The following is a 24,388-nucleotide window of genomic DNA, read 5'->3' on the forward strand; positions in this document are numbered from 1 at the left end:
ACCCCGTTCCCAGACCGCTTCGCCATGCCCCTGATCACGGTGCGCACCTCCTGCGAGAGCCCGTCCGCCGCCGCGGTCGATGCCCTCCTGCTCGACCTCTCCGCCCGGGTGGCCCGCCACCTCGGCAAGCCGGAGGCCTACGTGATGACCGCCTTCGAGGCCGGCGTGCCCATGACCTTCGCCGGCAGCCGCGATCAACCGGTCTGTTACCTCGAGCTCAGGAGCGTGGGCGGGTTCTCGCCCACGACCACTGCGGCCGTGAGCGCAGACCTCTGCCAACTGGTCGCTGACAGCCTGGGTGTGCCCCCGGAGCGCACCTACGTGGCGTTCATGGCCGCGGAGGGGTACCTCTGGGGCTGGAACGGCCGCACCTTCGGCTGATGCCGGCACCGCCGGTGGAGGTGGCCCTGGCCGTGCTCGAGCAGCGGGGCCACTGGCTGGTGCAGTTGCGCGACGACGTGCCCGGCATCGTGGCTCCGGGGGCCTGGGGACTGTTCGGCGGCCACCTCGATGCAGGGGAGAGCGCCCAGCAGGCCGTGCGCCGCGAACTGCTGGAGGAGATCCACTGGTGGCCGCCCCGGCCCCTGCCCTTCTGGTTCCGTCATACCAACGCCCAGCGGATCGCCCATGTGTTCCGGGCGACCTTGCCCCTCCCTCTGGAGGCCCTGGTTCTTCAGGAGGGCCAGGACATGGTGCTGGCCAGCCTGGCGGAGCTGGTCAGTGGCTCGATCTGGAGCCCTCGCCTCCAGCAGCATCGCCCGCTCGCGGCTTCCCTCTGCTGCGCCCTGCAGGCGCACCATCAGGCGCTCCCGTCCGGGTCTCACGCGGCTCAGAAGCTGGATCCGGGCTCCTGAAGGAAGGCCAGTTCCTCCGGTGTCGACGCACGCCCCAGCAGGGCGTTGCGGTGGGGGAACCGGCCGAACCGCCGGATCACATCCCGGTGTTTCCGTGCGAACGCTGCGGTGCGTGGATCGCACCAGCGCTCGAAGAGCGGCACCGCGGTGCGCTGCACCTCCGGATCCTCGCTGTGCATCAGGGGCATGAGCCAGAACTGGCGCCGTGCCTGGTCGGCTTCCTGCTGCACCCATCCCCGCTCCACGGCGCGTTGGCTGAGGGCCAGGGCGGCGGGATCGCCGGCAAAGGCCTGGGCCGTGCCCCGCCAGATCTGGCGGGGCATCTGGTCCAGCAGCAGCACGAGGGCCAGGCCCCCGGATGGATCCTGCGCCCACGTGCTGAGCTGACCGTCGAGCGCCTGCAACGTGAGCTGCAGGAACCGCTGCCGCACCTGGGCGTCGAAGTCTGGATCTTTCCGGAACCACTGCTGCGGTGGGGTGGCCTCGAACCAGAACTGGTGCACCGAGCCCGGACCCTCGGCCGGCTGCATCGTCGGGCTGGCCATGGCGTTCAGCTGCACCCGATCGCGCGACCCGCCCGCGGGAGCCTGTGGCTGCTGGCCTGCAGCACCGGGGCGGAGCGGATGCGCACCCGCCAGGCGGCATGGGCCGGGCCGAAATGCTGAATCAACGCCTCCCGGGCCTCGTGGTGAAGTTCCTCACGGGATGGGGCCGTGATCGTGAGCGCAGGGTCGTCCGCCTGGGCTTCCAGGCGGCCGGGCTGCTCATGAAGCACGCGGAACACGATCTCGCGCATGGGTCTGCTGGCCCTCCGGCAACCAGCCTGGCGCGATGGGGCGCCAATGGAGGTGATCCCCCATACGGGAACCCGATGTCTGGGCGACACCGCAGCTGAAACCGCAGCAATCTGCTCTATAGTTGCGAAGCCGGCTGAAGCTGGCGGGTCCGAAGACCTGCGCACGCCGAGCACCAGCACCAGATGGTTCCCTGTGCTTCCTGGGGGCCCCGATCCAGGCCCATGGGCTGAATGGATCTGCTCTGTGGGTTCCCTGCCTCCGGCCGGGAGCCACGGTCATGGGTGCGTCGTTCATATCTCCACTTCAAGCGATCCCTTCACGCGATGTCCCACACCTTCTCTTTCCGCTCCAGCCGCCAACACGCCTTCCAGGGCAGCGGCCGCGCCCGCGCCCTGGCCTATCCCAGCTGCCCCCTGCCGGGCGGTGTTCGCCAGGGTTCGGCCCAGGCCACGCCGGCGCAGCCCCTCACCTGGGAGGAGCTGCTGGGCCAGCGTTGAAGCGGCCAGGCCCTACCCCAGCTCCCCGATGGCTCCCACCAGGGCCATCACCAGCAGTACGGCACCGCTCAGAAAACTGATGCCGAAACCCGGACCCCGGCGTTCGGGTGCCTGCAGGTAGCCCACCGCATAGGCGATGCGGCCGGCCACCCACAGGATGCCCATCCCATTGGCCCAACCGCTTCCTCCCCAGAAGTTCGCCAGCCAGAAGCAGGGCAGGAAGAACACCAGCTGCTCCAGGGTGTTCTGCTGCACCCGCACGGCCCGCTCAAAGGGTTCCGGCCCGTCCATGGACGGCGGCTTCACGCCGTACTGCACCCGGGCCCGGCCCACCGTGAGCGCCGTGCCCTGGTACAGCGTCACGGCGGCGAGGGTCACCAGGGCGGGAAGGGCCAGGTTGGTCATGGTGGGTCGTGCGGGAATGGCGAGGGGGCATCCTCGCGGCAGCGGCCTGGATGTGGAGGCGCCCATCGCCTGCCGATGGCTGCCACCGGTTCAGAATCGGCCCCCAACGCTCTTCCGCCGCACCGTGTATGGCCACCCTGGCTCCCAGCGCCATCCAGATCGTGCTGGGCATCGCGCTGCTCTTCGGCGGCGGGGAGCTCTTCGTGGCCGGCTCCACCGCCGTGGCCCTGCTGCTGGGCATCCCCCAGCTCGTCATCGGTCTCACGGTGGTCTCGCTGGGCACCAGTGCTCCAGAACTGTTCGTGAGTCTGATCTCCACCCTGCAGGGCAACGATGCGATCGCCCTCAGCAACGTGGTGGGCAGCAACATCTTCAATGTGCTGGTGGTGCTCGGCATGAGTGCCCTGGTGGTGCCCCTCAGCGTGCGCAGCCGCATCGTGCGGCGCGATGTGCCGCTGCTCCTGGCTGTGTCGATGGCGGTGTGGGGGATGGCCTCGGGCAGCCGGCTCACCTGGCAGGCCGGTCTGGCCCTCCTGGTGGGTCTGGTGATCAACCTGGTCTGGGAAATCCGCACGGCTGGCGAGAACCCCGACGAAACCGACGAGCTGAACGATGAGGAGCGCCTGTCGCCGCCGGCGGCCACGGTTCGTCTGCTGGGCGGTCTAGTGCTGCTGGTGCTGGGTTCCCAGCTGCTGGTGCGTGGGGCGACCACCGCGGCCCTGGCCCTGGGGGTGAGTCAGACCGTGGTGGGCCTCACGATCGTGGCAGCCGGCACCTCGATGCCGGAACTGGTCACCTCGCTGGTGGCGGCCTACCGCGGCCGCATGGACCTGGCCATCGGCAACGTGGTGGGCAGCAACCTGCTCAACCTGTTCGTGATCCTCGGGCTCTGTGCCCTGGCCTCCGGCAGCCGGGGGCTGGAGGTGGATCCCACCCTGGTGAGCCGCGATCTTCCGGTCATGCTGGCCACCACCATGGCGTGCCTGCCGATCTTCTGGAGTCACGGTCAGATCACCCGGCTCGAGGGCGGCCTCCTCGTGCTGCTCTACGGGCTGTATCTGCTGGAGCAGGTGCTCACCAACACCCTCCCCACGGTCACGGACGGATTCCGGCTGGTGACCCTCACGGCCGTGCTGCCCCTGGTGCTGCTGGTGCTGGTGTGGCAAAGCGTGCGCTGGTGGCAGGAACGCCGCAGCTGAGGGCCGCTCAGATCCCGAACTGGCGGCACACCAGCCAGGGCACCAGCAGGGTCATGACCACCGTGAGCGGAAACCCGTAGCGGGTCACATCCAGGAACCGGTAGCGGCCGGGCCCGAACACCATCAGGTTGGTCTGGTAGCCCACCGGGCTCAGGAAGCTCTGGCTCGCCCCGAACAGCACGGTGAAGATGCCCGCCATCGGAGGCATGCCCAGACCGATGGCCAACTTGGCGGCGATCGGGATCACGATCGCCAGCGTGGCGGCGTTGCTCATCACCTCCGTGAGCAAGGTGGTGAACAGGAACACCGTGGCCAGGGCCCAGTACAGGGGCCAGCTGTGCAGGCCGCTGATCAGCGCCTGGGCCAGGGCATCGGCGACGCCGGTCTTCTCCAGGGCCACACTGAAGCTGGCCAGGGAACCCAGCAGCAGAATCACGTCCAGCCGGATCGAGCGCTGCAGCTCCCCGGGCCGCAGACAACCGGTGGCCACCATGGCCACGGTGCCCAGCAGCACGGCCGCCACCAGGGGCAGCACCTTGAGACTCGGCAGCAGGATCGCCAGGACGGCGATCACCACGGCCACGCGTTTGCGGCTCATGGTGGGCAGGTCGTCCTCGAGCTGTTCGAGCACCACCAGATCATTGTTGGCCTGCAGGCCCCGGATGGCATCCTTCGGGCCCTGCAGCAGCAGCACATCGCCCTCCTGCAGGTTGGCCTGGCCGAGGCGTTCCCTCAGCACGGCATTGCCCCGCCGCAGGGCCAGCACCGTGGCGTTGTAGCGCTGCCGGAAGCGCAGATCGCGCAGGCAGCTGCCGGCCAGTGTGGATCCTGAAGGCAGCAGCACCTCCACCATCGGCTGGCCGTTGCCCACCTCGCCGCCCCGCGGCGGAGCCGGTTCCTCCTCGGGGGTGGGCGCCAGCGTCACGGTGTGCTCCTGCTGCAGCCGCAGCAGATCCTCCCGGGTGCAGCGCAGCACCAGGCGGTCGCCCAGTTCGAGGCGACGGTCCGCCAGGGGGGGCTGAAACCGCTCCACGCCGCGGTGCAGCTCCAGCACGTCCACGTCGAAGCGCCGCTGCAGGCGGCTGCGGTGCAGTGATTGCCCCACCAGCTCCGAGCCGGCTGGAATCTCCACCTCGGTGAGGTAGCCGCTGTTGGAGAAGCTGCGCACCAGATCGTCGTCATTGCAGCCGCGATCCGGAAGCCAGTGATCGGAGAGCAGCACCATCATCAGGCTGCCCGCGATCCACACCCCCAGGCCGATCGGGGTGAAGGAGAACAGATCGAAGGCGCCGTAGCCGAGCTTGTTGCTCACTTCGCTGGCCAGCAGATTCACCGAACTGCCCAGCAGGGTGAGGGTGCCGCCCAGCACCGTGGCGAACGACAGCGGCAGCAGCACCTTGGAGGGGGAGATGCGGCGGCGGTGGCACCAGCCCTCGATCACCGGCAGCAGCGAGGCCACGATCGGTGTGTTGGGCACGAAGGCCGACACGGGCCCCACCAGCGCGGTGAGCAGCAGGATCATCCGCCGCGGACTGCGGACGGCATCGGAGCCGATCATCCCCCGCAGCCGATCCAGCCCACCGGAGCGGAACAGGCCGGCCGACAGGGCGAACAGCCCCATCAGGGTCAGCAGAGCGGGGCTGCCGAAACCCTCCACGGCCTCGGCGGGCTTGAGCACCCCTGAGGCCATCAGCAGCCCCATGGCCAGGAGGCCCGTGATCTCCGGCGGCAGCCAGCCGCTGATGAAGAGCACCACCGAGAGTGCCATCACCCCCAGGGTGATGAGGGGCTGTGGAGCGAGCACAGCCTCAAGAAGGGGCGACAAGGACCTGGCGGCGAACCGGCCCCGAATTTACGGGGGTGGACTGGAAAAAGGACCTGCCGCCGCCGTCTGAGCGCCTCAGCGGCCGGGCAGTTTGGCCAGATCCTCGCTGGCACCCATCACCACCAGCAGCTCATCCTTCTGCACCACGTGGGTGGCGGGAGGGTTCACCGTGAGCTGGTTGTCGGGTCCGGCGGCCAGCACGCTCACATGAAAACTCTTGCGCAGGTTGATGTCCCGCAGGGACTTGCCGATGAACTCCTCCGGCACCCGGATTTCCTCGATGCTGGTGCGGTCATCGAGGCGGAGGCGATCGAGCAGGTTGGGACGCACCAGTTCCTGCCCCAGCCGCTGACCCTGCATCTTGGAGGGAAAGATCACCCGGTCGGCCCCGACGCGCTGCAGCATCTTCATGTGCAGATCGTTGGTGGCCCGGGCGATCACCCGCTCCACCCGGCTGCCGCTGCTGTCCTTGGCGATGAGGGTCACGGTGATGCTCACCTCGATCGGTTCGCTCATGGCCACCACCACGGTGTGCACATCCAGCACACCGGCTTCCCGCAGGGCCTCCTCGTCGGTGCTGTCCACCTTGCGGGCCGTGATCGAGGGATCGAGCTTGTTGAGCCGGTCCACGGCGCCAGGGTCATTGTCGATGGCCAGCACATCCGCACCGGCCTTGCTGAGCTCCAGGCAGAGGGCCGTTCCGAACCGGCCCACGCCGATCACGGCGAAGCTGCCCATGGCCCGGTTCTCGGGCGGGTTCCAGTTCCACCAGTTGGTCATCGTTGCTGGACAGAGGGAGGCGGGATCGAGGAGACCCCCATCACCCTGGCAGGCGCAGGGGGGAGCACCCGTTCAGCCAGCTTCCCAGACCGCATGGCCGCTCAGATGTAGAGCTCTTCCCGTGGGTAGCCCACCCGGGTCTGGGGCCGATTGCCGTAGAGCGCCGACAGCAGCAGCAGGATGCCGAGCCGTCCCACGAACATGCCCACCATCAGCACCAGCTGGCCCCAGCGGTTGAGCTTGTCGGTGACGCCGAGATCCAGGCCCACGGTGGCGAAGGCCGACATGCAGGTGAACAGCTTCTCCAGGAAGCTGAACTTGATCTGGTTCGGTTCTCCTGAAGCCGTGGGTCCCAGCCCCAGCAGCAGGGCCATCAGCAGCACGAAGATCAGGGAGGCGATCGTCACGCCGATGGCGCGCAGCACCACCCGGTCGGGAATCTGACGGCTGTGGATCACCACGTCTTCCCGTCCTTTGAGGGTGGAGCGGGTGGCCGCCATCAAGGTGGCGAAGGTGGTGGTCTTGATGCCGCCGCCCGTGCCGCCCGGGCTGGCGCCGATGAACATCAGCACGATCACCAGCAGCAGCCCGGCATCGGAGAAGGTGGCGGCCGAGAGGGGCACCGTGTTGAAGCCGGCGGTGCGGGTGGTGATCGACTGGAACAGGGTCACCTGCAGCTTCTGGGTGCCAGTGAGGGGCTCGATCACGCCGCCGGTGGCGAAGTGCTCGGTGAACAGCAGCCCCAGGCAGCCGAACAGGATCAGCAGCAGGGTGGAGCGGATCACCAGCCGCGAATGCAGGCTGAGCATCCGGAACGGTCTGCGCCTGGCGCGGTTGGCCCAGAGGTCGTTGATCACGCGCCAGCCGATGCCGCCCACCACGATCATCGTGGCGATCACGGTGTTCACCACCGCGTTGTCGCGGTAGCGCACCAGGCTGTCGCTCCAGAGCCCGAACCCCGCGTTGTTGTAGGCGCTGATCGCGTGGAACAGGGAAGCCCAGAGCCGCTCGAGCGGGTCGCTGATGTCGGTGAAGCCGAAGAAATAGAGCACCGCGGTGCCCAGGCCCATCATCCAGCTGCCGGCCACCAGGATGCTGTTGAAGGTGGGGCCGATGCCGCCCACGCCGAAGTCATCCAGGGCCCGACCCTTGTCCAGCCTGGCCCGCAGGCCGGAGTGGCCCTGCACGAAGCCCTGCAGGAAGGTGGTGATGGCCATCAGCCCGAGACCGCCGGTGATGATCAGCCCCGCCAGGGCCACCTGGCCGAAGGGGGTGAGTTCGGTGCCGATGTCGATCACCGACAGGCCCGTCACCGTGATCGCCGAGGTGACGGTGAACAGGGCCTCCCAGAGACCCACCGAGTCGGTGGAGCACAGGGGGCTGGCCAGCACCACGGTGCCGGCGGCGATCACCAGGGCTCCGGTGATCACGGTGAACTGGGGCACCGTGAGCCGGTGCCGCCAGCGCTGCAGGGCCTCCCAGGCCCGGGAAGGGGCGGCACGGTGCCCACGGCCGCCAGCGGACGGCAGGTTCGAGCGGTGGATGTCGGGAGGCTGCATCGCGGCAGCGGCCGGGCCGGGGGTGGGTAACCTAAACCCCAGGTCCCCAGTGGGATCTGGCATCCCGGCCCCCTGGATCGCTCCCCCACCCCCCCCCCCCCCACCCCCTCCCACCCCCCGGACGGCCCCTGGATGGACGATCTGCCGGCCTGGATCCTGAGCGCGGTGGTGAACGCGGTGGACACCAACCCCTGGCTCGGCTACGGCGCCATCGCCGTGGCCATGCTGCTCGAGAACGTGATCCCGCCGGTGCCCTCCGAGGTGCTGCTGCCGATGGCGGGCTACCTGGTGTGGCGCGGGCAGCTGCTGCTCGTGCCCACCGTGGCGGCGGCCCTGCTGGGCACGGTCACGGGCGCCTGGTTCTGGTACGGGATCGGCCGGTTGGTGCCTCCGCGACGCCTGGAGGACTGGCTGCAGCGCCACGGCCGGCGGCTGGGGCTGGTGGTGGACGACCTGGCCAGAAGCCGGCGCTGGTTTCTGCGCCATGGGTCCGCCCTGGTGTTCTGGGGGCGGATGGTGCCTGGCCTCCGCACCCTGATCTCCGTGCCGGCCGGCCTGGAGCGCATGCCCCAGCCTGTGTTCCTGGCCTGGACCACCGCGGGCAGCCTGATCTGGACCACGGCCCTGATCCTGGTGGGCCGCGCCCTGGGGGACGGCTACCGACGGGTCCAGCCCTGGCTGGCCCCCTATGCGGAAGCGTTGAAGCTGGGTCTGGCGATCGCCCTGGGGATCGGCCTGCTGGTGCTGCTGCTGCGGGCCGTGCGCGCCGGCCGCCAGCCGGGCTGATCACCCCTCCTTGATGGAGCTATAGGACATTCCTTTCGTCGGCGTCTCCAGAACCCCGGGGGCCACGCTTAAGGTTTCGCTCACACTCTGAGAAATCCCATGATTTCCGCGCCGGGGACCAGCCTCCGCGTTGCCTCCCCCGACCGGGAGCAATCCAGGTGTGCTGGTCCCCTGCCCGCGGCGCGTCCGGTCACCCCAGAGGTGGCCCACCTGCGCCTGGGGTCACCTGTTCGGATGACGTTGTCGCTCACGTCTTCACAGTCAGTGTCACAGGTCCTGAACCCATGAATGCCCTGTTTCTGGAAACAGCCTGGCTGGTACCGGTGTACCCGCTGGTCGCCGCCATCCTCTCCCTGGCCTGGTCTCCGGGGGTGATCTCCCGCACCGGTCCGAGGCCCTGCGGTTATATGAATCTGCTGCTGGTCACGGTGTCCTTCGTGCACAGCGTGCTGGCCCTGGTCACCCTGCATGGCAATGCCAAGGCCGGTGCGGCTGCGCTCTACGCCCCGATCACATTCAGCTGGACCTGGCTGAACACCGCCGGCCTCAAGATCGGCTTCGACGGACTGATCACCGAGCCAGCCCTGATCGCGATGACCGTGATCACAGGCCTGCACATTCTGGTTCAGGTCTATTCGATTGGCTACATGGAGATGGACTGGGGCTGGGCCCGTTTCTTCGGCTGCCTCAGCTTCTTCGAGGCCGGGCTCTGTGCCCTGGTGATCACCGATTCGCTGTTCTTCAGTTATGTGATTCTGGAGCTGCTCACCCTCGGCACCTATCTGATCGTGGGCACCTGGTACAACCAGCCCCTCGTGGTGAAGGGGGCCCGGGATGCCTTCCTCACCAAGCGGATCGGCGACCTCATCCTGCTGGCCGGGGTGATCGCCCTGCTGCCTGTGACGGGCACCTGGAATTTCCATGGCCTGCAGGCCTGGGCGGCCGAACAGATGGCCGCCGCCCCTGGCAACCCCAGCCCCCTGCCCCTGGGGCAGACCCTGATCCTGCTGGCCCTGATCGCCGGACCGATGGGTAAGTGCGCCCAGATTCCCCTCCACCTGTGGCTGGACGAGGCGATGGAAAGCCCACTGCCTTCCACGGTGCTGCGGAATTCCGTGGTGGTGACCGGCGGCGCCTGGTTGCTGCTGCGCCTCGAGCCCCTGCTCGAACTCAGCCCCTTCGTGCGGGCCGTGCTGGTGGTGGTGGGTGGTTCCACCGCCGTGGTGAGCTCCCTGATCGCCCTGGCCCAGGTGGACATCAAGCGGGCCCTGTCCTTTCTGGTGAGCAGCTGGCTGGGCCTGCTGTTCGTTGCGGTGGGCCTGGCGGGAACCACCGTGGCCGACCACCTGCTGCTGGTGTACCCGCTGCCGATGGCCCTGATGCTGATGACCCTGGGCACGGTGATCGTGAGCAACATCACCCAGGACCTCACCCAGCTGGGTGGCCTGTGGAGCCGGCGACCGGTGATGGGCATCGCCTTCCTGGTGGGCGCCGCCGGCCTGGTGGGGCTCCCCCCGTTCGGCGGCTTTTCAGCCCTGCGGGAGCTGCTCGATCTCACGGCTGCCAGCAATCACCCCGTGCTGCTTTCGGGCCTGGTGCTGGTCACCAATGCCCTGATCGCCGGTGGCCTGATCCGGGTGTTCGGCCTGATCTGGGCCGGAGAGCCCTCGGTGTTCACGATCCGATCAGCCGAGGTGCTCTGGCTGATGGTGCTGCCGGCCACGGTGCTGATGGGCGTGGTGCTGCACCTGCCTGTGATCCTGGCCGTGAACCACGTGTTCCCCCTCAATCCCCTGCTGGCGTGGAGCCCCACGGCGCTGCTGCTGCTGACCAGCACCCTGGTGGGGGGCGGACTGTCGGCCGTGTTCTATCTGCGGCCCCATCCCCTCGCCAAGCTTCCCGCCATGCTCGGCGGCCTGCAGGCCTGGCTCGCCCAGGACATGCAGACCGAGCGCTTCTACCACCGCACCGTGGTGGCGATGGTGCTGGCCCTCGCCCGGATCGGGGCCTGGAGCGATGCCCGCCTGGTGGATGGCTTCAGCAGCGGCACCGGTGCGGCTGCCATGGCGGGGGCCCGGCGCCTCAGCTTCACCACCTCCGGCCGCTCCCAGGCCTATGCCCTCACCCTGGTGCTCGGCGTGCTGCTGATGGCGGCGTGGCTGATCGCCGGGGGTGGCCAGCCCGTTCCCCAGACCCTGCCCTGATCTGTGGCCATGCCGTTCCTGATCCTCCTGTTTGTCGTGCCCCTGGTGGCGGGGCTGCTGGTGTCCGTGCTGCCGCCGGACGCCCCCCTCCGGCCACGCCCGGTGGCCCTGGCGGCCTCCCTGATCCAGCTGGCGCTGGGACTGTTCTGCTGGCGCTACCCCCCGGAGCCGCTTCACCTCGCCTGGCTGCCGAAACTGGGTCTCGGCCTTGAGCTCGGCCTCGACGGCCTCTCCCTGCCGCTGCTGCTGCTCGCGAGCCTGCTCACGGCCCTGTCGGTGCTGGCCTCCCCGGTGAACCAGAGCCGCCCGCGTCTCTACTTCGCGCTGTTGCTGGCCACCAACCTCGGCCTGGTGAGTGCGTTCCTGGCCACCAACGCTCTCCTGTTCCTGCTCGCCTTCGAGCTGGTGCTGATCCCCACCACCCTGCTGGTGGCGATCTGGGGGAAGGAGAGGCGCGCCGCCGCGGCGGTCCGCTACCTCCTCTACGGCGCCGTGTCCGGGCTGGCCCTGCTGGGTGGCGTGCTGGCGATCGGCTGGTACTCGGCCCAGAGCCCTTCGGGCATCGCGCTGGCCGCCGACGGCTCGGCCCTCACCCTGTTCAGCTACCAGACCCTGCAGGCGGCCGAGATCCCCTCCGGGGTGGGCACCGTGATCCTCGGGCTGCTGGTGCTCAGCTTCGGGCTGAAGCTGCCGGTGGTGCCGCTGCACGGCTGGCAGCCGATCAGCTACGCCGAGGCCCCCATCCCCGTGGTGATGCTGCTGAGCGGGGCCGTGTCCAAGCTGGCGGCCTACGGCCTGCTGCGCTTCGGTGTGGGCTTCCTGCCCGAAGCCTGGGCCAGCCTCTCGCCCTGGATCGCCGCCATCGCCGCCATCAGCGCGGTGTACGGCGCCCTCACCGCCATCGCCCAGACCGACATCCGCCGGCTGATGGCCTACAGCTCCCTGGGCCACATGGGTCTGCTCACCCTGGCGCTGGCCGCGGCCACGCCGATGAGCCTCCAGGGAGCGGTGGCCCAGGTGATGGCCCACGGCCTGATCTCCGCCCTGCTGTTCTCCTGCGTGGGCCTGATCGAGCGCAAGACCGGCACCACCGCCATCCCGGATCTCTCCGGTCTGATGAATCCGATCCGTGGCCTCCCCTTCACCATGGGCATGCTGCTGCTGGCCCTGATGGCGGCGGCCGGCATCCCCGGGCTGGCCGGCTTCCCCGCCGAGCTGCTGGTGTTCGAGGGGAGCTGGCTCACCTTCCCCAGGGCCACGCTGGTGTGCCTGGTGGCCTCGGGTTTCACGGCCGTCTACGCGGTGAGGCTGTTCAACCGCGTCGGCTTCGGTCGCCTCGACAACGCCCGCGCCGACTGGCAGGCCACCACCTGGGGCGAGCGGGCTCCGGCCATGGTGCTCACCGCCCTGGTGCTGGTGGCCGGGATCTGGCCGAGCCTCCTTGCCGGCTGGAGTGAAGCCGACACCGCGGCCCTGGCCCTGCGCCATCCCTTCCCCGCTGACACCCAGCTGGTCGCCCAGACCATTCCGTCGTTCTCCCACGCCATGGAGCCTCTGGCATGACCCCCTCCTCCGCCCCCACGCTGCCCGCCAGCGACACCAGCCGGATCCCGCCCTCGAGCCATCGCTACGCCGAGATCATCCACCGGCTTGAGGCCGGCGGCTCGATGCTGCCGGACACGCCGGACAACCTGATGCAGATCATCGGCATCTACAAGGCCTACGCCGTGCCGATGGACTTCTACTGGCGTGACCTTCTCTACATCGCCGAGCGGGTTTTTCTGAATCCTCTGCCGGCCTTCAAGTATTTCATCTCCCAGGAGTACCTCGACCGGCCCAACAGCTATGCCGGCGACCACTCCCAGCTGCGCATCTGGCGCGGAGGAGACAGGGCCCATCCGGAGCTGCTGGAGTTCATGGCGAAGGGCGAAACCCGCGGTATGCCCAAGCTGCTGCATCACCTCTGGCACGATCGGGTGAACATGGAGTTCGCCGAGGCGTGCATGGATGCCATGTTCTGGCACCAGGGCATGGGCGGCCGCTTCAACGACTATCTCGACTCCGAGCTCTACCGCATCGCGGCCGACAGGGCGATCAAGGCCTACTTCAAGGGCAATGTCCTGATGCTGGGGCTGTACAGGCTGTTCCCGGACATGTTCCTGGAGCAGGTGCGCAAGCTCTCCTATTACGCCAATCTCGGCCTGTTCTGGGAGGTGATGGCGCCGGTGTTCTTCGAGATGAGCGACCTCTATGACGAGGGCAAGCTCACCTCGCTGCCCGCGGCGATGGACTTCCTGGTGAACGGCATCTTTGCCGTGGCGGGCCGGCCCATCTACCACCACGTGTTCATCGGGGATGAGTGTTTCGAAATCATCCCCAAGAGCGCCGGGTTCACCTGGCTCTATGAGGCTGCGTTGCCCTATGTGGAGGCGGTGTTCTACCGCACCGCGCCCTTCCGCGGCACCAAGAGCTACAACGCCCAGGCGCTCCAGGTGCCGGCCGACCAGGCCGACTTCCACTACGGCATCCTCTACGCCGATGTGTTTCCGGTGGGTTCGGCCGGGATTCCTCCCACCCTGCTGATGCAGGACATGCTCCACTTCCTGCCTCCCTATCTGCAGGAGATGTACCGCCATCACAAGCGCGGCGAGGCGGATCAGCTGATTCAGCTGGGCATCACCTTCCAGCGCTCGATGTACAACGTGACCTCGGCGGTGATCCAGGCCCTCCGCTGCGCCCTGCTCTATCCCCTCGATGACACCGATCCCGAGCACCTGATGGCCAACCGCCGCTTCTTCGAGGCGCAGATGGACCGCTTCCTGCGGCCGGAGGCCCGCCTGCCGGCCATCCAGAGCCAGGACTACCGCTGAACTCCCTCCCCCACCTCCGCCGACGCATGGCCACGATCCTGGAAACCGCTGCCTCCGCCGGCAGCTTCAACACGCTCCTCGCCGCCGTGGATGCCGCCGGGCTGCGTGGCGCCCTGGAGGGAGCCGGTCCGTTCACCGTGTTCGCCCCGGTGGATGAAGCCTTCGCGGCCCTGCCGCCGGGAACGGTGCAGACCCTGGTGGACAACCCGCCCCAGCTGGCCCGGATCCTCAAGTACCACGTGCTGGCCGGTGATCACCGCCGCGAGGCCCTGGTGGCCCAGCCGGAGTGGGAGAGCCTGGAAGGGGCGCCCATCCCGATTCGTCGCGCCGATCCGTTCGAGGTGAAGAACGCCACGGTGGTGGCCGCGGATGTGGTGTGCGACAACGGCGTGGTGCACGTGATCGACCGGGTGATCCTGCCCGGCTGATCAGGCCCCGAGCCTGCGACCCGAGCCTGCGACCCGACCCTGCGATCAGTTTGCGTGTGATCAGCTTGCGTGTGATCAGCTCGCCGTCGAGCGGCCCTCCGCCGGCATCGGGCCATCGCGGTCGGAACGGAACTGCAGGGTCATGCCCTCCAAGTGCTCGGCCACCAGGCTCAGCAGCTTCTCGAACATCTGGTGGGTCTGGGGAGCCCTCAGCCCCATGGCTTCCCGGCTGATCAGCACCAGCTCCAGAACCTTGCCATCCGCCTTGGACTGCACGTCCGCGAACAGTTGCATCCGCTGGCTCTCCCCCCCCTCCTTCACCATCGCCCCCAGATGGGCGGTGGTGCGGTGGTCCACCTCGGCGTTGAGTCCCTTCAGCACCGGATCCAGGGCCCGCAGAATCGCCGCGGAGTCCAACGGGCCTTGGGGCTTGAGCACCAGGAGAAACCGCGCCATGAACCACTGCTTGGTCACCGACGCTACCGCGCCTGGTGCGGCGTTCCGGAACTGCGCCGGATCCCCTCTCCTGCCATCCTGATGGCGCCCTGGGGTGAAGCCTGTTGAGACCCCGACCCGTTGCGGGATCTGTTGCCGTCATTGGGGCAGGCGTGGCCGGTTGCGCCTGTGTGGCCCAGCTACGGCTGCAGGGCTTCACCGGCCCGATCAGCCTGTGGGAGGTGGGGCGTGGGCCGGGGGGCGGGCCAGTACCCGGCGCTCACGCCAGGATGCAGCTGTGGCGATCGACCATGGGGCGCCGCTGCTGAACATCACGGCTGAGCCTGCTCCTGCCCTGCTGGAGCCCCTTCTGGCCGGAGGCTGGATCGCTCCCTGGTCCGGCTTGATGGCGCTGCTGGAGGGAGAGTCCAAGCTCCACATCGGCCGTCCCGACATGCTGGGCCAGGGCAGCCTCTACGGGGGGGTGGGCGGCATGGATGGCCTGTGCCGCGGCCTGCTGCAGCTCGCCGCCCGGCCGTCCGCGCCCAGCGTCACCTCCCACTACCGCACGCTGGTTCGCTTTCTGGACGTTGCGGACACGGGCACCTGGAGACTGCGGGACCGCTCTGGCTCCCTGGTGGGGGAAGCGGAATGGCTGGTGCTGAGCAGCACGCTGCTGGCCCATCCCCGCAGCCGCCTCCTGTTCGACTGGCCCGCCGTGCCCATGGCCGAGGCTGCGGCCAAGCTCGGTGATCTCCAGCTCGACCACGCCCTCACCACGATCGCCGGCATCCGCGCCGAAGCCCGCAGCAACCTGCTGCTGATCGTGCCGGAGGAAGACGCCTCGCCCTGGCGTGCCCTCCCCTTCACGCTGGTCAACTTCGATGCCGCTGCCCAGCAGTGCTGGGGGCTGCGGCGGATCAGCATCCAACCCCTCGCCGATGGCCGCTGCACCGTGGTGGCCCACTCCAGCGATGCCTTCGCGGCCGACCATCTCGATGTCTATGGATCCCGCTCCGCCGTGGCCCGGCTCCTGGCCCTCCCCCCGGAGGCCGGGCGTGAAGAGCAGGTGATCGAGGCCCTCTCCCAGGCGGTGCTCCAGTGCCTGGCCCCCTGGATCGACGCGGGCAGCCTGGAGCGGGCCGCCCCCCAGCTGATGCGCTGGGGGGCGGCCTTCCCCGTGGCGCCGGGGCTGCCGCAGGCCCTGATGCTCTGCCCCGGCAGCCGGGTCGGCTTCTGCGGGGATTTCCTCGCAGGGCCGGGGTTTGGCCGGATCGAGGGAGCGCTGCGCAGCGCCGAACTGCTCGCGAACGCGCTGCTGCAGGCAGGCCTGGGCTGAGGGGCCGGCAGCAGCGAGGGCATCGGCCCACAATGGGGATCCCGACGCCCCGGTCCTGGAGCAGCAGCATGGAGCCACAGGCCGGTGACCGTCCCCCCCGGCTGGCCCCCCCCGCCGGCCCCCGCCGGATCCTGGGCCTGGGCCGGATCCTGGGCCTGGCACTCGCCGCACTGCTGCTGCTCTGCCCCGGCAGCGTTGCTGCGGCGATGGCGGCGGATGGCACCGGCCTGCCCACCCGGTATTGCTGTGACGGCGACCTGCTCGTGGCAACGATCGACAACGGTGCCGTCGACGCCCCCGGGGTTCCCAACACAGTCGCGGGCACGGTGCCCGGGGCCTTTGTGGTGATTCACTGGCGCGGCCTGCAGCTGCAGCTGCCCCGCACCAACAATGCCGGGCCTCCCAGCTTCACCGATGGACGCTGGTGGTGGAGCCTGGAGGACCCCGAGCGGCCCGATCTGCGGCTGCGCCGTGGCGATCAGGTGCGTTACCCGTGTGAGGCCATCGCGGCCGGTTCGTCAGCCTGACCGCCTGGCCAGGTACGGTCGCAGGGTCGAGGTGGACGATGTCCCCACTTGCCTGGGGATGTTTTCCGAGACGGGGCCCTGCGGGGCCCCTTTTGCTTGGCAGTTTGCCTGGCACCGCTGTGCCGTTGGATCACGACCCTGAGCAGGTGCAGGCCGCCGCGACTAGCCTGCGCCCACGCGCCGCGGCCATGCAGACCCCTTTTGGCGACTGGTTGCCGGAGGTGGTGGTGTTTCACCCCCTCCACTTCGAAGATGCCCAGGAAATCGTCCAGGCGGTGCGCGAGCTCAAGACGGTGGTCGTGAACGCCGGCTCCATGGACCGCGCTGAGGCCCAGCGGCTGATCGATTTCGTGGCCGGTGGGGTGAGCGCCATCGACGGCCAGGCCGAGTGCCTCGACGCGGTGACCTTCGTGTTCGCCCCGGAACTGATCAGCCTCCGGCGCGAGGCCTCTCCGGGTTCCCCAGGGACCTGACGCCTCAGGGGTGGGAGGCAACCGTGCTGAGCTGCAGCCAGCACCCCCCTGGAGCCAGCTTCTCCACCACCACACCCTGCTGCTGCTGCAGGGCCAGGGCCTGGGCGAAGGTCTCGGCCTCGTCGCGGTAGTGGAACCGGGCCGCCAGCACCTGCTGGGGCACGCTCTGCTCGCGTTCCACGCGGGGGCGGACGCGGTAACGACCTTCGGGACTGGGCTCGGCCATCGCGCCATTCTGGGGGTGGCCGATTCCCCCCGGCAGGGCCTTCATGTTTTCCCAGGATTTGTGGCCCCGGTCCTGCTCCGTCAGGCCCTGCTGTTCAGGGCCTGAGCAGTTCGTGGCACAGCCGTTCCAGGGAGATCGGTGAGCGGATCAGTTGTTCATGGGTCCAGACCGGCAGCCGTTCCCGCCGGCCGCAGGGCAGCACAGCCCGCCACCCCGGGGTGACCATCAGATCCATCGGGGTGTAAAAGCTGCAGCAATCCACCTGCTCCAGTGTTCTGTGTTCCCGGTTGAGCTGTCGCAGCAGCTCGCTGCCGCAGCGCATGTCGGCGATGCCGGGCAGGAGCCAGCGGGGCCAGAGCAGGGCATTGAGGGAGCCGTGGTGGGGACTCCCCACGCTGATGAAGCGTCGTGTCCGGCGATGCCCTCCCAGCCGCTGGATCCAGATCCGGGCCACCACCCCGCCCATGGAGAAGCCCAGCAGGTCGATCGGCTGGTTCGGCGCCACGGCGGCCGCCAGGTGTTCCGCCAGCTGCCCGGCCATGGCGTCCAGGGGCACCTGGCCGAGGCCATGGGGCAGGTGGGGCGCCAGCAGGGGCTGGCGCCGGCCGGCGAGGTGGCGCGTCAGCGGCTCGAAAATCCGGGGGGTGTCCCAGAGACCGTGCACCAGCACCAGGGGGGTGTCGTCCCGGCCGGAGGTGCGGCTTTCCCCACGCCCCGACCCGCCACGATCCTTCATCTTCCGTTACAATCTTCGCAGTCTTTCTTCACCTGCCTTCCATGGCTGACAGCACCTCCCGCTTCGGTTTCGTTGCCTTCGCGGAAACCTGGAATGGCCGTCTGGCCATGATGGGTTTCGTGATCGGCCTGGCCACCGAAATCCTCACCGGCCAGGGCATCCTGGCCCAGGTGGGTCTCGGCTGAAGCTCCGGCACCATCGCCTCTCCCGCCCCCTGGCCTTGCCAGGGGGCTTTGTTGTGCCGTGGCACCGTTGTGTCAGGGCACCGGGGCTGCCATGGTTGCCCAGCCCCGTCGCCCCCGTGTGTCCATGCCTCCCTCCCCGCCACCGTCCCCCGTGGTGGTGAAGCTGCAGATCATCGCGGCGGTGTTCCTTCCCATGGCTCTCCTGGCGGTGTGGCTGCGGTCCCAGGGTTTCTGATGATGGCGTCGTGCTGCCGCCGGCGCGGCAGGAGATGGTGCACCGCATGGATCACCACCCCCCAGATCACCGGCTCGCTGTCCTGCAGCACGATGGGGGCGATGGTGGGGTCGCTGGCCACCAGGTGCCAGGGCGGACGGTCACCGCGCAGGTGCCGCAGCACGAAGCGCCCCTCGTGCACGGCGACCACCGTGCAGCCGGGGCGTGCGCTCACGCTGCGGTCGATCACCAGCAGGTCGCCGTGGTGGATGCCGGCGGACCGCATGGCATCCCCCTCCACCCGCATCAGAAACGTGGAGGTGGGCCGTGGGATCAGGGCGGTGTTGAGATCGATCGAGGCTTCGACGTAGTCGTCAGCCGGGCTGGGGAATCCCGCCGCCACGGCCTCCATGGCGAGGGGCAGTCCGGAGCCGGTCGCGGCACTGTCGATGGGGCCGAGCCAGGTGAGCTCGCCTCCAGGGGCCCCCTGGCGAAGGTGCTGCATGCAGCTCGGACCACGACGCTGCGTACATTTGTACTGCATGGCGTGGGTGTCCTGCATGGCGTGGGCGCGCTGCCGGTCACCCGCCGCAGCCCCGCCGGACCACCTCCTCCTGGATGGCCTGCAGGTCGGCGTCAGCGGGGGCCTGGGGCGCGAACAGCAGCGACCAGGCCAGCGGCACGTCACCCTCGCGCAGCGCCGTGTCGATGGCGTTGACCCACGCCGCGCCACTGTCCTGCAGACCTTCGATCAGCCGCCGGGTGGATTCCATCCGGCCGGCGGCGGCGCCCACCAGATGGACATGGGCGAAGGCGTCGGCGGCGGCATCCTGGGGGCGGAGCTGCAGCAGCACCAGCTCTCCCGGAAGGATCGGTGCGGTGGGCCAGTCGAGCGGTGTGCGAATGGGTTGCTCGGGGGTGCTCACCAGGCGCCAGGTGGTGGCGCGCGGGCGCGCGATCCGCAGCTCCAGCAACGGCTCCACCACCACCAGGCGGGGCCGGGCCACCGGCACGATGCCCAGCGCGTCCGCGTCCTCCACCGGTTCCACCCGGGGGGCCACCACGCAGACGGCCACCGGCAGCTGGGGCTGCTGCTGTATGGCGTTGCTGGCGGGCGTCGCAGCCAGGCCCGCCAGCACCAGCAGGTTCACCAGCCGGAAAGGCATCAACGCAAGCCGGGAACGGTGGGGGGGGCGATCCGGATGGACATGCTGATGGCCGGCACGATGGGCCTGGTTTCCATGTGGGGCAGGTTCGCCGGGTGGGGCAGGAACGCCGGAACGTGATTCGTGGAACGTGATCCGTTCGGTCGGGGGGCATCGGCGGGGGTGGGTCCGCCGCCTCCATTGGACCCGATGCTGGCAACTTAGCCGCCCAGGCCAGGGCCCACCACATCCTGCTGTGCAGGGCTCACTTTCTCGCCCCAGGCATGCAGTTCGTCCAGCACCGGCAGCAGCTCCCGCCCCAGGGGGGTGATGGCGTAGTCGACCCGCGGCGGCACCTGGGCATACACGGTGCGCTGCACCACGCCGTCGGCTTCCAGTTCGCGCAGCTGGGCGGTGAGCACCTTCTGGCTGATGCCGTGGAGGGCGCGCTGGAGATCGGAGAAGCGACACACCGCCTCGATGAGTTCGCGCAGGATGAGCAGCTTCCAGCGGCCCTGGATCACCCGCAGGGCCAGCTGGGCCTTGCAGCCGGCATGGTCGTGGCTGTGGCGGAATCCGGGCCGGGAGCCCTGCGGCCGCTCGGCCTCCTGCCCGTCCATGGGTTACGTCGAGGTCACCGACCCACTTTGGCGTACCTGCTTGTGCCGAGGGGGGAGGCTGCCGCACGATCGGTCTGTCCGTCACCGGTTCCCCAGGGCCGGCTTCCGTGATCCTGCCGTGATGACCGATCTGCTCGTGCTGGCCGCCAGCAACGGCGAGAATCTGCGCCTGGCTGAGCGCTTCGCGGCGGCGGCCAGGGCCCGTGACCTCAGCGCCGATGTGCTGGACCTCACGGCCCTGCCGCTCCCCCTGTTCACGCCCCGCGCCCTGGAGGCAGGCCTCCCTGCCGCCGTGGCCGATCTGCAGCGCCGCCTGGCGGCGGTGCCCCGCTGGGTGATCTGTGCCCCGGAGTACAACGGCTCGATTCCGCCGGTGCTCACCAGTGCCATCGCCTGGCTGTCGGTGCAGGGCGACGACTTCCGCGCCCTGTTCAACCAGCGTCCGATCGCCATCGCCACCCATTCCGGCGGCGGCGGGCACACCGTGATGGCGGCGCTGCGGCTGCAGCTGGCCCATCTGGGCGCCCATGTGGTGGGCCGCCAGCTGGTGAGCAACGCCACCCATCCGGCCAAGGACAGCAGCATCGCCGATCTGGTGGATCGGCTGCTTTCCCTCGACAGCTCCCATCCATGACCTCCCTCACCTCCCCGGGGTCCGACACCCTGGTGTTTCGTCCTGCCGCCGAGCGCTTCCACAGCCGGCTCGACTGGCTGGACAGCTGGCACTCCTTCTCGTTCTCGAACCACTACGACCCCGCCTGGATGGGCTTCGGGCCGCTGCGGGTGATCAATGACGACACCATCGCGGCGGGTAAGGGGTTCGGCCTCCATCCCCACCGCGACATGGAGATCGTGACGGTGATGGTGGAGGGCCAGCTGAACCACCGCGATTCCATGGGGCACACGGCGGTGCTGCGGGAAGGTGAGGTGCAGGTGATGAGCGCCGGCACCGGGGTGGTGCACAGCGAGATGAACCTCGGCGAGCGCCCCTGCCGGCTGCTGCAGATCTGGATCGAGCCGGCCCGCAGGGCGCTGCCGCCGGCCTACGGCCAGAAGTCCTTCCGCATCGGCGCGGGCTGGACGCCCCTGCTTACGCCCGACGCCGCCGGGGACACCCTGGCGATCCAGCGGCCGGTGCAGCTGTGGCGCGCCAGGCCCCGGCCGGGTGATGCCCTGGAGGCGGCCATCGGCCCCGGCAGCCAGGGTTGGCTGCAGCTGATCGACGGCCGCGGGGAGATCGCTGGCAGACCCCTGCAGCGCGGGGATGGGATCGGCTTCGAGGCCGGCGCCTTGCCCCCGTTCGTGGCGGGCCCGGAGGGGGCCGATCTGCTGCTGTTCGCGCTGCGCTGATCATGTCCGAGCATGGTGACCCGGTCGCCCCTTCCCTTGGACCTCCAGCTCGCGATGCTTCAGCCCCCGCGCGGCTACCTCACGCTCAGTTGGCTGGGCCTGGTGGCCAACGCCCTGCTGCTCCCGTTCATCCTCCTGGTGATCCTGCGGGATCCCACCTGGCGCACGGTGCACATCGTGCTCGGCTCCAGTGCCGTGCTCCCCACGGCCGTGGTGGGGCTGGTGGCGACCACGGGGCTGCTGAAGTGGCGCGCCTGGGGACAGATCGTGGCGATCGTGGCCCTCTCGATGAGCCTGGCCGTGGGCCTGCCCTACGGCATCGTGCGTCTGGCGGTGTTCAGCGAGGGGCGTGCGCTCACCGCCGTGATCGCCGGCCTGGTGTGGACGGTGAATGCGGCCGTGCTGGTGTACTGGTGCCGCCCCTGCATCCGCCGCTATCTCACCTGAGCCTCCCTTAGCAGCCCTCCGGTTTTGCCGCCAGGGCCCGGACCACCCGAAGATGTTGTGAAGGTGACAGTTTCTGGCTGTCACAAGGGCCATGATCCCCGTTGGATCTCGTGTTGTCAGAGATGGCTCCCGTTCATGCCCAGCATGTGCGTCACTACCGTCTTGTCGATCAACAGGGTGCCCCCCATCCGGTGCTTGACGACCTTTATGAGTCGTTGGACGCCGCCTGGACCGAGGCGATGGGCTGGTGGCAGGACCAGTTCGGTGCCAGTCAGGGTCCGGTGGAGATCGGGGTGGAAGTGAGCACCGCCAGTGGCGACTGGCGCACGCTCCGTTTCCCCGGGGGCACCGGTTGACCGTCAAGGGGTGTGACGCCTGCCGGGAGGGCTTCGGCCCTCCCGGTTTTTTTGGCGGTGGTTTTTTTGGCGGTGGTCAGCGCCAGTCGGGGTCGTAGATCCGCAGGGTGGCGAAACCCAGGGGGGCCGGGCTGGGGTTGGGGCCGGCCGGAAACGCCTGCACCTGGAACATGTAGGTGTCGGACATCGAGGGGTTGGCCCAGGGCTTGAGCATCACGGTGACCGTGGTGCCCGGGGGAACCGGTTCCGGGAAGCTCACCCGCACTTCGCGTTGCCGTGCATCGAATTCGGCGTCCACGGCAATCGCCCGGCCCTCGCGGCGCGGGCGTCCGACGAAGGCTCGGGTGCGTTCCGGACTGAAGGCAAACCTGGTGTCCACCCCGCGGGTCTGGCGAAAGCTCAGGCCCTCCAGGGAGGCACCGGCATCCTCGGGAAGCTCCACGGTGAAGTAGTACCGCGCCGATGGCTGTGACACGATCGAGTTGTAGCTCACCAGATCCACCTTCCAGGGGGCACGGCGGAAGTAGGTGCTGCCGCGCAGCTCCAGGGCCAGGGTGGAGGGTTGCTCCCCGGCCTGGGCCGCGGGGGGACTGGGCAGCACGATCAGGAGCATGGCCAGCCCAGGGCCACTGAGCAGGGGAGCGACGGTGCGGGCCAGGCCTTGGGCGGAACGGTGACGGCTCCGGCAGGCTGCTGGTCGCGGCCTGGGGCAGGAGGGATCGGTCGACTTCATGGCTGACCAGGACCACAACTCACAGGGCCGATGCTACGGAGGCCTCCACAAAGGGGCGTGGATCCTGGTCGCGGCGGTGCTGCACCGGCAACGCTGGGGCCTGGGCCTCGGAGGCGATCGGATCGCGCTGGGCGGTGGCCTCCAGCGCCTGGCGCAGGTGCCGTGCCGCATGCAGGGGCATGTCGCGCGGCACGCTGATGCGATCGCGCAGGCTGCGCAGACCCGCCGCGGTTCCAGGGGGTGGCGAACAGGGGCCAGCTCCGATCAGCTGGGTGAGGGCGCAGCGCAGGGCCTGATCCATTGCCGCGCCAGCCAGGGCAGGACGCTCCTGCAGCACTCTGCGGTGCCGCAGCATCCGTTCCAGGGCCACGGCCGCGGCATCCTCGGGCTCCGGCGCCGATGTCTCGGGGTCGGAACCATCGGCCATGGTGAGGGGCCAGGGGCCTGCATCGATGCGCCGGGCCAGGGCCATCTGGATGGCGCTGTTGGTGGCGAAGCATCCCCCCATCTGGGGGGGAAGGTCATGGGCATGGGTGTGAAAGTCGCCCTGGGTCCCGCGGTACGTCTGCCGCTGCTCAAGGGCCGTGAACCAGCGGTGGAGGGTGGGATGCTCCTGGCGCAGCAGGAACCCCTTGTAGTAGGCCAGCGAAGCGTTCATCCGCTCGAGGTAGGGCACGAACACGAGATCGGCCGTGCTGAATCGATCCAGCAGCCAGGGGCCGGCGGTCTGCTCCAGAGCCGCTTCCATCGCCGCGGCCGTGCGCTGGAACTGCAGCTGGGCCTGCTGGTCGCTGGCCCCATTCCGGTGGGGTTGGCAGAGCCAGGCACACCAGCTCCGGAACAGCAGCCGTTCCAGCTGCCGCAGGGGCAACACCTCAGGCTGATGCAGTCCTGCCGCCAGGGCGCCGAAGGCCTGCTCCAGCGCCTCGAGGATGCGGTCGCTCTCGGTGATCAGCCGGCCATCGAACTCGATGGCCGGCAGCATTCCGGAAGGCACCCGTTGGCGGTACCAGGCTTCCTTGGTGCCGTAGCACACCATCGTGACCTTGCGGATCCGGTAAGGGATCCGCCGCTCCTCCAGCCAGAGCCACACTTTCTGGCAGTAGGGGCACCAGGCATGGTGGTCCCGGTAAAGGATGACGCGAACGTCGCGCGCGTTGTGGCCGAACAGCCGCAGGAGCGCCTGGGCATTGGTGGGGCCATGCACGCGATCGGCCGGGGTTGATGCCCGGGAGGCCAGCTCATCCCAGGACAGGGGCTCGATCACAGGGTCGCTTCCGTATGGCGCGGGCCTGTTCTAGGGGACGCCGGCGGGTGGATCGCGATCGCAGCACGATGGTGCCGTTGGTCGGGGGACGGATCCTGCCGCCAGAGGCGCGAACCCGCCAGCACTGAGAG

At 69.1% G+C, this 24,388-nt stretch carries 32 protein-coding genes; 18 read left to right on the forward strand and 14 right to left on the reverse strand.

The window, feature by feature from the left end:
• Positions 1-24: 24 nt before the first annotated feature.
• Both CBM981_RS00635 and CBM981_RS00640 read left to right on the forward strand, forming a co-directional pair.
• The gene (locus tag CBM981_RS00635) at positions 25-381 is read left to right on the forward strand and encodes a phenylpyruvate tautomerase MIF-related protein (RefSeq protein WP_087066795.1); all 357 of its coding nucleotides are present in this window, start codon (positions 25-27) and stop codon (positions 379-381) included.
• On the forward strand, positions 381-854 hold the full coding sequence (locus CBM981_RS00640) for an NUDIX hydrolase (RefSeq protein WP_087066797.1): 474 nt from the start codon (positions 381-383) through the stop codon (positions 852-854). Before CBM981_RS00635 ends, CBM981_RS00640 begins: the two co-directional genes overlap by 1 nt.
• On the opposite strand, the gene CBM981_RS00645 is transcribed toward CBM981_RS00640, so the two are convergent.
• On the reverse strand, positions 830-1,399 hold the full coding sequence (locus CBM981_RS00645) for a DUF924 family protein (RefSeq protein ID WP_087069081.1): 570 nt from the start codon (positions 1,397-1,399) through the stop codon (positions 830-832). The genes CBM981_RS00640 and CBM981_RS00645 overlap by 25 nt on opposite strands.
• Positions 1,400-1,404: 5 nt before the next feature.
• Positions 1,405-1,650 carry a hypothetical protein gene (locus CBM981_RS00650; RefSeq protein ID WP_087066799.1) on the reverse strand — a complete coding sequence of 82 codons (246 nt, stop codon included), beginning with the start codon at positions 1,648-1,650 and terminating at the stop codon, positions 1,405-1,407.
• A 324-nt stretch (positions 1,651-1,974) separates the two neighbouring features.
• On the opposite strand from CBM981_RS00650, the gene CBM981_RS15090 reads away from it, so the two are divergent.
• Complete coding sequence (locus CBM981_RS15090; protein WP_157665278.1) at positions 1,975-2,148, forward strand: hypothetical protein; 174 nt, start codon at positions 1,975-1,977, stop codon at positions 2,146-2,148.
• 12 nt (positions 2,149-2,160) lie between these two features.
• Here the strand turns inward: CBM981_RS15090 and CBM981_RS00655 are convergent, their stop codons facing one another.
• Entirely contained in the window at positions 2,161-2,553 is a 393-nt protein-coding gene (locus CBM981_RS00655; protein ID WP_087066801.1) for an MAPEG family protein, read from the reverse strand.
• Positions 2,554-2,681: 128 nt separating this feature from the next.
• Between CBM981_RS00655 and CBM981_RS00660 the strand changes: the two genes are divergently transcribed.
• Complete coding sequence (locus tag CBM981_RS00660; protein ID WP_087066803.1) at positions 2,682-3,752, forward strand: calcium/sodium antiporter; 1,071 nt, start codon at positions 2,682-2,684, stop codon at positions 3,750-3,752.
• 7 nt (positions 3,753-3,759) lie between these two features.
• On the opposite strand, the gene CBM981_RS00665 is transcribed toward CBM981_RS00660, so the two are convergent.
• From CBM981_RS00665 to CBM981_RS00675, 3 genes are all read right to left on the reverse strand, one after another.
• Positions 3,760-5,577: an SLC13 family permease gene (locus CBM981_RS00665; protein WP_087066805.1), complete on the reverse strand. Its 1,818-nt coding sequence runs from the start codon at positions 5,575-5,577 to the stop codon at positions 3,760-3,762.
• Between the two features lie 75 nt (positions 5,578-5,652).
• Positions 5,653-6,357, reverse strand: a complete 705-nt coding sequence (locus CBM981_RS00670; RefSeq protein WP_087066807.1) for a TrkA family potassium uptake protein — start codon at positions 6,355-6,357, stop codon at positions 5,653-5,655.
• Between the two features lie 101 nt (positions 6,358-6,458).
• Positions 6,459-7,916: a potassium transporter TrkG gene (locus tag CBM981_RS00675; RefSeq protein ID WP_225867451.1), complete on the reverse strand. Its 1,458-nt coding sequence runs from the start codon at positions 7,914-7,916 to the stop codon at positions 6,459-6,461.
• A 132-nt stretch (positions 7,917-8,048) separates the two neighbouring features.
• Here CBM981_RS00675 and CBM981_RS00680 point away from each other — a divergent pair, with 132 nt between their 5' ends.
• The 5 genes from CBM981_RS00680 (at position 8,049) to CBM981_RS00700 (ending at position 14,204) form a co-directional block, all read left to right on the forward strand.
• Complete coding sequence (locus CBM981_RS00680; RefSeq protein WP_087066809.1) at positions 8,049-8,702, forward strand: DedA family protein; 654 nt, start codon at positions 8,049-8,051, stop codon at positions 8,700-8,702.
• 284 nt (positions 8,703-8,986) lie between these two features.
• The gene (locus tag CBM981_RS00685; RefSeq protein ID WP_087066811.1) at positions 8,987-10,906 is read left to right on the forward strand and encodes an NAD(P)H-quinone oxidoreductase subunit F; all 1,920 of its coding nucleotides are present in this window, start codon (positions 8,987-8,989) and stop codon (positions 10,904-10,906) included.
• Positions 10,907-10,915: 9 nt separating this feature from the next.
• Complete coding sequence (locus CBM981_RS00690) at positions 10,916-12,469, forward strand: NADH-quinone oxidoreductase subunit M (protein WP_087066813.1); 1,554 nt, start codon at positions 10,916-10,918, stop codon at positions 12,467-12,469.
• Positions 12,466-13,776 carry a CO2 hydration protein gene (locus CBM981_RS00695; protein ID WP_087066815.1) on the forward strand — a complete coding sequence of 437 codons (1,311 nt, stop codon included), beginning with the start codon at positions 12,466-12,468 and terminating at the stop codon, positions 13,774-13,776. Before CBM981_RS00690 ends, CBM981_RS00695 begins: the two co-directional genes overlap by 4 nt.
• Positions 13,777-13,802: 26 nt before the next feature.
• Complete coding sequence (locus CBM981_RS00700) at positions 13,803-14,204, forward strand: fasciclin domain-containing protein (protein WP_087066817.1); 402 nt, start codon at positions 13,803-13,805, stop codon at positions 14,202-14,204.
• Positions 14,205-14,279: 75 nt separating this feature from the next.
• On the opposite strand, the gene CBM981_RS00705 is transcribed toward CBM981_RS00700, so the two are convergent.
• Complete coding sequence (locus CBM981_RS00705) at positions 14,280-14,678, reverse strand: hypothetical protein (RefSeq protein ID WP_087066819.1); 399 nt, start codon at positions 14,676-14,678, stop codon at positions 14,280-14,282.
• A 152-nt stretch (positions 14,679-14,830) separates the two neighbouring features.
• Here CBM981_RS00705 and CBM981_RS15730 point away from each other — a divergent pair, with 152 nt between their 5' ends.
• The 4 genes from CBM981_RS15730 (at position 14,831) to CBM981_RS00720 (ending at position 16,978) form a co-directional block, all read left to right on the forward strand.
• Positions 14,831-14,968 carry a hypothetical protein gene (locus CBM981_RS15730; RefSeq protein ID WP_255376850.1) on the forward strand — a complete coding sequence of 46 codons (138 nt, stop codon included), beginning with the start codon at positions 14,831-14,833 and terminating at the stop codon, positions 14,966-14,968.
• Positions 14,938-15,978, forward strand: coding sequence for a hypothetical protein (locus tag CBM981_RS00710; RefSeq protein ID WP_225867453.1), 1,041 nt, complete (start codon positions 14,938-14,940; stop codon positions 15,976-15,978). The genes CBM981_RS15730 and CBM981_RS00710 overlap by 31 nt, the downstream gene beginning before the upstream one ends.
• A gap of 68 nt (positions 15,979-16,046) precedes the next feature.
• A complete protein-coding gene (locus CBM981_RS00715; protein ID WP_225867454.1) occupies positions 16,047-16,505 on the forward strand; it encodes a hypothetical protein in 459 nt (152 codons plus the stop codon).
• A gap of 188 nt (positions 16,506-16,693) precedes the next feature.
• Positions 16,694-16,978, forward strand: coding sequence for a cell division protein SepF (locus CBM981_RS00720; protein WP_087066821.1), 285 nt, complete (start codon positions 16,694-16,696; stop codon positions 16,976-16,978).
• 4 nt (positions 16,979-16,982) lie between these two features.
• On the opposite strand, the gene CBM981_RS00725 is transcribed toward CBM981_RS00720, so the two are convergent.
• Positions 16,983-17,204 carry a hypothetical protein gene (locus CBM981_RS00725; RefSeq protein ID WP_157665279.1) on the reverse strand — a complete coding sequence of 74 codons (222 nt, stop codon included), beginning with the start codon at positions 17,202-17,204 and terminating at the stop codon, positions 16,983-16,985.
• Between the two features lie 94 nt (positions 17,205-17,298).
• On the reverse strand, positions 17,299-17,940 hold the full coding sequence (locus CBM981_RS00730) for a triacylglycerol lipase (RefSeq protein WP_087066825.1): 642 nt from the start codon (positions 17,938-17,940) through the stop codon (positions 17,299-17,301).
• Positions 17,941-17,981: 41 nt separating this feature from the next.
• Here CBM981_RS00730 and CBM981_RS00735 point away from each other — a divergent pair, with 41 nt between their 5' ends.
• Positions 17,982-18,125, forward strand: a complete 144-nt coding sequence (locus CBM981_RS00735; RefSeq protein ID WP_087066827.1) for a chlorophyll a/b-binding protein — start codon at positions 17,982-17,984, stop codon at positions 18,123-18,125.
• 170 nt (positions 18,126-18,295) lie between these two features.
• On the opposite strand, the gene CBM981_RS15095 is transcribed toward CBM981_RS00735, so the two are convergent.
• The 3 genes from CBM981_RS15095 to CBM981_RS00750 form a co-directional block, all read right to left on the reverse strand.
• On the reverse strand, positions 18,296-18,844 hold the full coding sequence (locus CBM981_RS15095; RefSeq protein WP_157665280.1) for a LexA family transcriptional regulator: 549 nt from the start codon (positions 18,842-18,844) through the stop codon (positions 18,296-18,298).
• Positions 18,845-18,920: 76 nt separating this feature from the next.
• A complete protein-coding gene (locus CBM981_RS00745; RefSeq protein ID WP_087066829.1) occupies positions 18,921-19,505 on the reverse strand; it encodes a hypothetical protein in 585 nt (194 codons plus the stop codon).
• A 200-nt stretch (positions 19,506-19,705) separates the two neighbouring features.
• Complete coding sequence (locus CBM981_RS00750; RefSeq protein ID WP_087066831.1) at positions 19,706-20,104, reverse strand: helix-turn-helix domain-containing protein; 399 nt, start codon at positions 20,102-20,104, stop codon at positions 19,706-19,708.
• Between the two features lie 121 nt (positions 20,105-20,225).
• On the opposite strand from CBM981_RS00750, the gene CBM981_RS00755 reads away from it, so the two are divergent.
• From CBM981_RS00755 to CBM981_RS00770, 4 genes are all read left to right on the forward strand, one after another.
• Entirely contained in the window at positions 20,226-20,738 is a 513-nt protein-coding gene (locus tag CBM981_RS00755) for an NADPH-dependent FMN reductase (protein ID WP_172820779.1), read from the forward strand.
• Entirely contained in the window at positions 20,735-21,454 is a 720-nt protein-coding gene (locus CBM981_RS00760; protein WP_087066834.1) for a pirin-like bicupin family protein, read from the forward strand. The genes CBM981_RS00755 and CBM981_RS00760 overlap by 4 nt, the downstream gene beginning before the upstream one ends.
• A 54-nt stretch (positions 21,455-21,508) precedes the next feature.
• Positions 21,509-21,901: a Hepatitis C virus core protein gene (locus CBM981_RS00765; protein WP_087069084.1), complete on the forward strand. Its 393-nt coding sequence runs from the start codon at positions 21,509-21,511 to the stop codon at positions 21,899-21,901.
• 122 nt (positions 21,902-22,023) lie between these two features.
• Complete coding sequence (locus CBM981_RS00770) at positions 22,024-22,257, forward strand: hypothetical protein (protein ID WP_087069085.1); 234 nt, start codon at positions 22,024-22,026, stop codon at positions 22,255-22,257.
• 76 nt (positions 22,258-22,333) lie between these two features.
• On the opposite strand, the gene CBM981_RS00775 is transcribed toward CBM981_RS00770, so the two are convergent.
• Both CBM981_RS00775 and CBM981_RS00780 read right to left on the reverse strand, forming a co-directional pair.
• The gene (locus CBM981_RS00775) at positions 22,334-22,990 is read right to left on the reverse strand and encodes a DUF2808 domain-containing protein (RefSeq protein WP_225867455.1); all 657 of its coding nucleotides are present in this window, start codon (positions 22,988-22,990) and stop codon (positions 22,334-22,336) included.
• 19 nt (positions 22,991-23,009) lie between these two features.
• Positions 23,010-24,257, reverse strand: a complete 1,248-nt coding sequence (locus tag CBM981_RS00780) for a glutathione S-transferase family protein (RefSeq protein ID WP_087066838.1) — start codon at positions 24,255-24,257, stop codon at positions 23,010-23,012.
• Positions 24,258-24,388: the final 131 nt, after the last annotated feature.

The organism is Cyanobium sp. NIES-981, assembly GCF_900088535.1.
Classification (GTDB): domain Bacteria; phylum Cyanobacteriota; class Cyanobacteriia; order PCC-6307; family Cyanobiaceae; genus NIES-981.

Excerpts from the sequence above, each read along its gene's own strand:
- CBM981_RS00720 (WP_087066821.1), top strand. The coding sequence starts at position 16,694 with ATGCAGACCCCTTTTGGCGACTGGTTGCCGGAGGTGGTGGTGTTTCAC.
- CBM981_RS00660 (WP_087066803.1), top strand. The coding sequence starts at position 2,682 with ATGGCCACCCTGGCTCCCAGCGCCATCCAGATCGTGCTGGGCATCGCG.
- CBM981_RS00755 (WP_172820779.1), top strand. The coding sequence starts at position 20,226 with ATGACCGATCTGCTCGTGCTGGCCGCCAGCAACGGCGAGAATCTGCGC.
- CBM981_RS00670 (WP_087066807.1), bottom strand. The coding sequence starts at position 6,357 with ATGACCAACTGGTGGAACTGGAACCCGCCCGAGAACCGGGCCATGGGC.
- CBM981_RS00770 (WP_087069085.1), top strand. The coding sequence starts at position 22,024 with ATGGCTCCCGTTCATGCCCAGCATGTGCGTCACTACCGTCTTGTCGAT.
- CBM981_RS00635 (WP_087066795.1), top strand. The coding sequence starts at position 25 with ATGCCCCTGATCACGGTGCGCACCTCCTGCGAGAGCCCGTCCGCCGCC.
- CBM981_RS00640 (WP_087066797.1), top strand. The coding sequence starts at position 381 with ATGCCGGCACCGCCGGTGGAGGTGGCCCTGGCCGTGCTCGAGCAGCGG.
- CBM981_RS00765 (WP_087069084.1), top strand. The coding sequence starts at position 21,509 with ATGCTTCAGCCCCCGCGCGGCTACCTCACGCTCAGTTGGCTGGGCCTG.
- CBM981_RS00760 (WP_087066834.1), top strand. The coding sequence starts at position 20,735 with ATGACCTCCCTCACCTCCCCGGGGTCCGACACCCTGGTGTTTCGTCCT.
- CBM981_RS00775 (WP_225867455.1), bottom strand. The coding sequence starts at position 22,990 with ATGAAGTCGACCGATCCCTCCTGCCCCAGGCCGCGACCAGCAGCCTGC.
- CBM981_RS00650 (WP_087066799.1), bottom strand. The coding sequence starts at position 1,650 with ATGCGCGAGATCGTGTTCCGCGTGCTTCATGAGCAGCCCGGCCGCCTG.
- CBM981_RS00715 (WP_225867454.1), top strand. The coding sequence starts at position 16,047 with ATGGAGCCACAGGCCGGTGACCGTCCCCCCCGGCTGGCCCCCCCCGCC.
- CBM981_RS00695 (WP_087066815.1), top strand. The coding sequence starts at position 12,466 with ATGACCCCCTCCTCCGCCCCCACGCTGCCCGCCAGCGACACCAGCCGG.
- CBM981_RS00685 (WP_087066811.1), top strand. The coding sequence starts at position 8,987 with ATGAATGCCCTGTTTCTGGAAACAGCCTGGCTGGTACCGGTGTACCCG.
- CBM981_RS00750 (WP_087066831.1), bottom strand. The coding sequence starts at position 20,104 with ATGGACGGGCAGGAGGCCGAGCGGCCGCAGGGCTCCCGGCCCGGATTC.
- CBM981_RS00680 (WP_087066809.1), top strand. The coding sequence starts at position 8,049 with ATGGACGATCTGCCGGCCTGGATCCTGAGCGCGGTGGTGAACGCGGTG.
- CBM981_RS00700 (WP_087066817.1), top strand. The coding sequence starts at position 13,803 with ATGGCCACGATCCTGGAAACCGCTGCCTCCGCCGGCAGCTTCAACACG.
- CBM981_RS00745 (WP_087066829.1), bottom strand. The coding sequence starts at position 19,505 with ATGCCTTTCCGGCTGGTGAACCTGCTGGTGCTGGCGGGCCTGGCTGCG.
- CBM981_RS15090 (WP_157665278.1), top strand. The coding sequence starts at position 1,975 with ATGTCCCACACCTTCTCTTTCCGCTCCAGCCGCCAACACGCCTTCCAG.
- CBM981_RS00645 (WP_087069081.1), bottom strand. The coding sequence starts at position 1,399 with ATGGCCAGCCCGACGATGCAGCCGGCCGAGGGTCCGGGCTCGGTGCAC.
- CBM981_RS00675 (WP_225867451.1), bottom strand. The coding sequence starts at position 7,916 with ATGCAGCCTCCCGACATCCACCGCTCGAACCTGCCGTCCGCTGGCGGC.
- CBM981_RS00690 (WP_087066813.1), top strand. The coding sequence starts at position 10,916 with ATGCCGTTCCTGATCCTCCTGTTTGTCGTGCCCCTGGTGGCGGGGCTG.
- CBM981_RS00730 (WP_087066825.1), bottom strand. The coding sequence starts at position 17,940 with ATGAAGGATCGTGGCGGGTCGGGGCGTGGGGAAAGCCGCACCTCCGGC.
- CBM981_RS15095 (WP_157665280.1), bottom strand. The coding sequence starts at position 18,844 with ATGCAGCACCTTCGCCAGGGGGCCCCTGGAGGCGAGCTCACCTGGCTC.
- CBM981_RS00655 (WP_087066801.1), bottom strand. The coding sequence starts at position 2,553 with ATGACCAACCTGGCCCTTCCCGCCCTGGTGACCCTCGCCGCCGTGACG.
- CBM981_RS00735 (WP_087066827.1), top strand. The coding sequence starts at position 17,982 with ATGGCTGACAGCACCTCCCGCTTCGGTTTCGTTGCCTTCGCGGAAACC.
- CBM981_RS00725 (WP_157665279.1), bottom strand. The coding sequence starts at position 17,204 with ATGGCCGAGCCCAGTCCCGAAGGTCGTTACCGCGTCCGCCCCCGCGTG.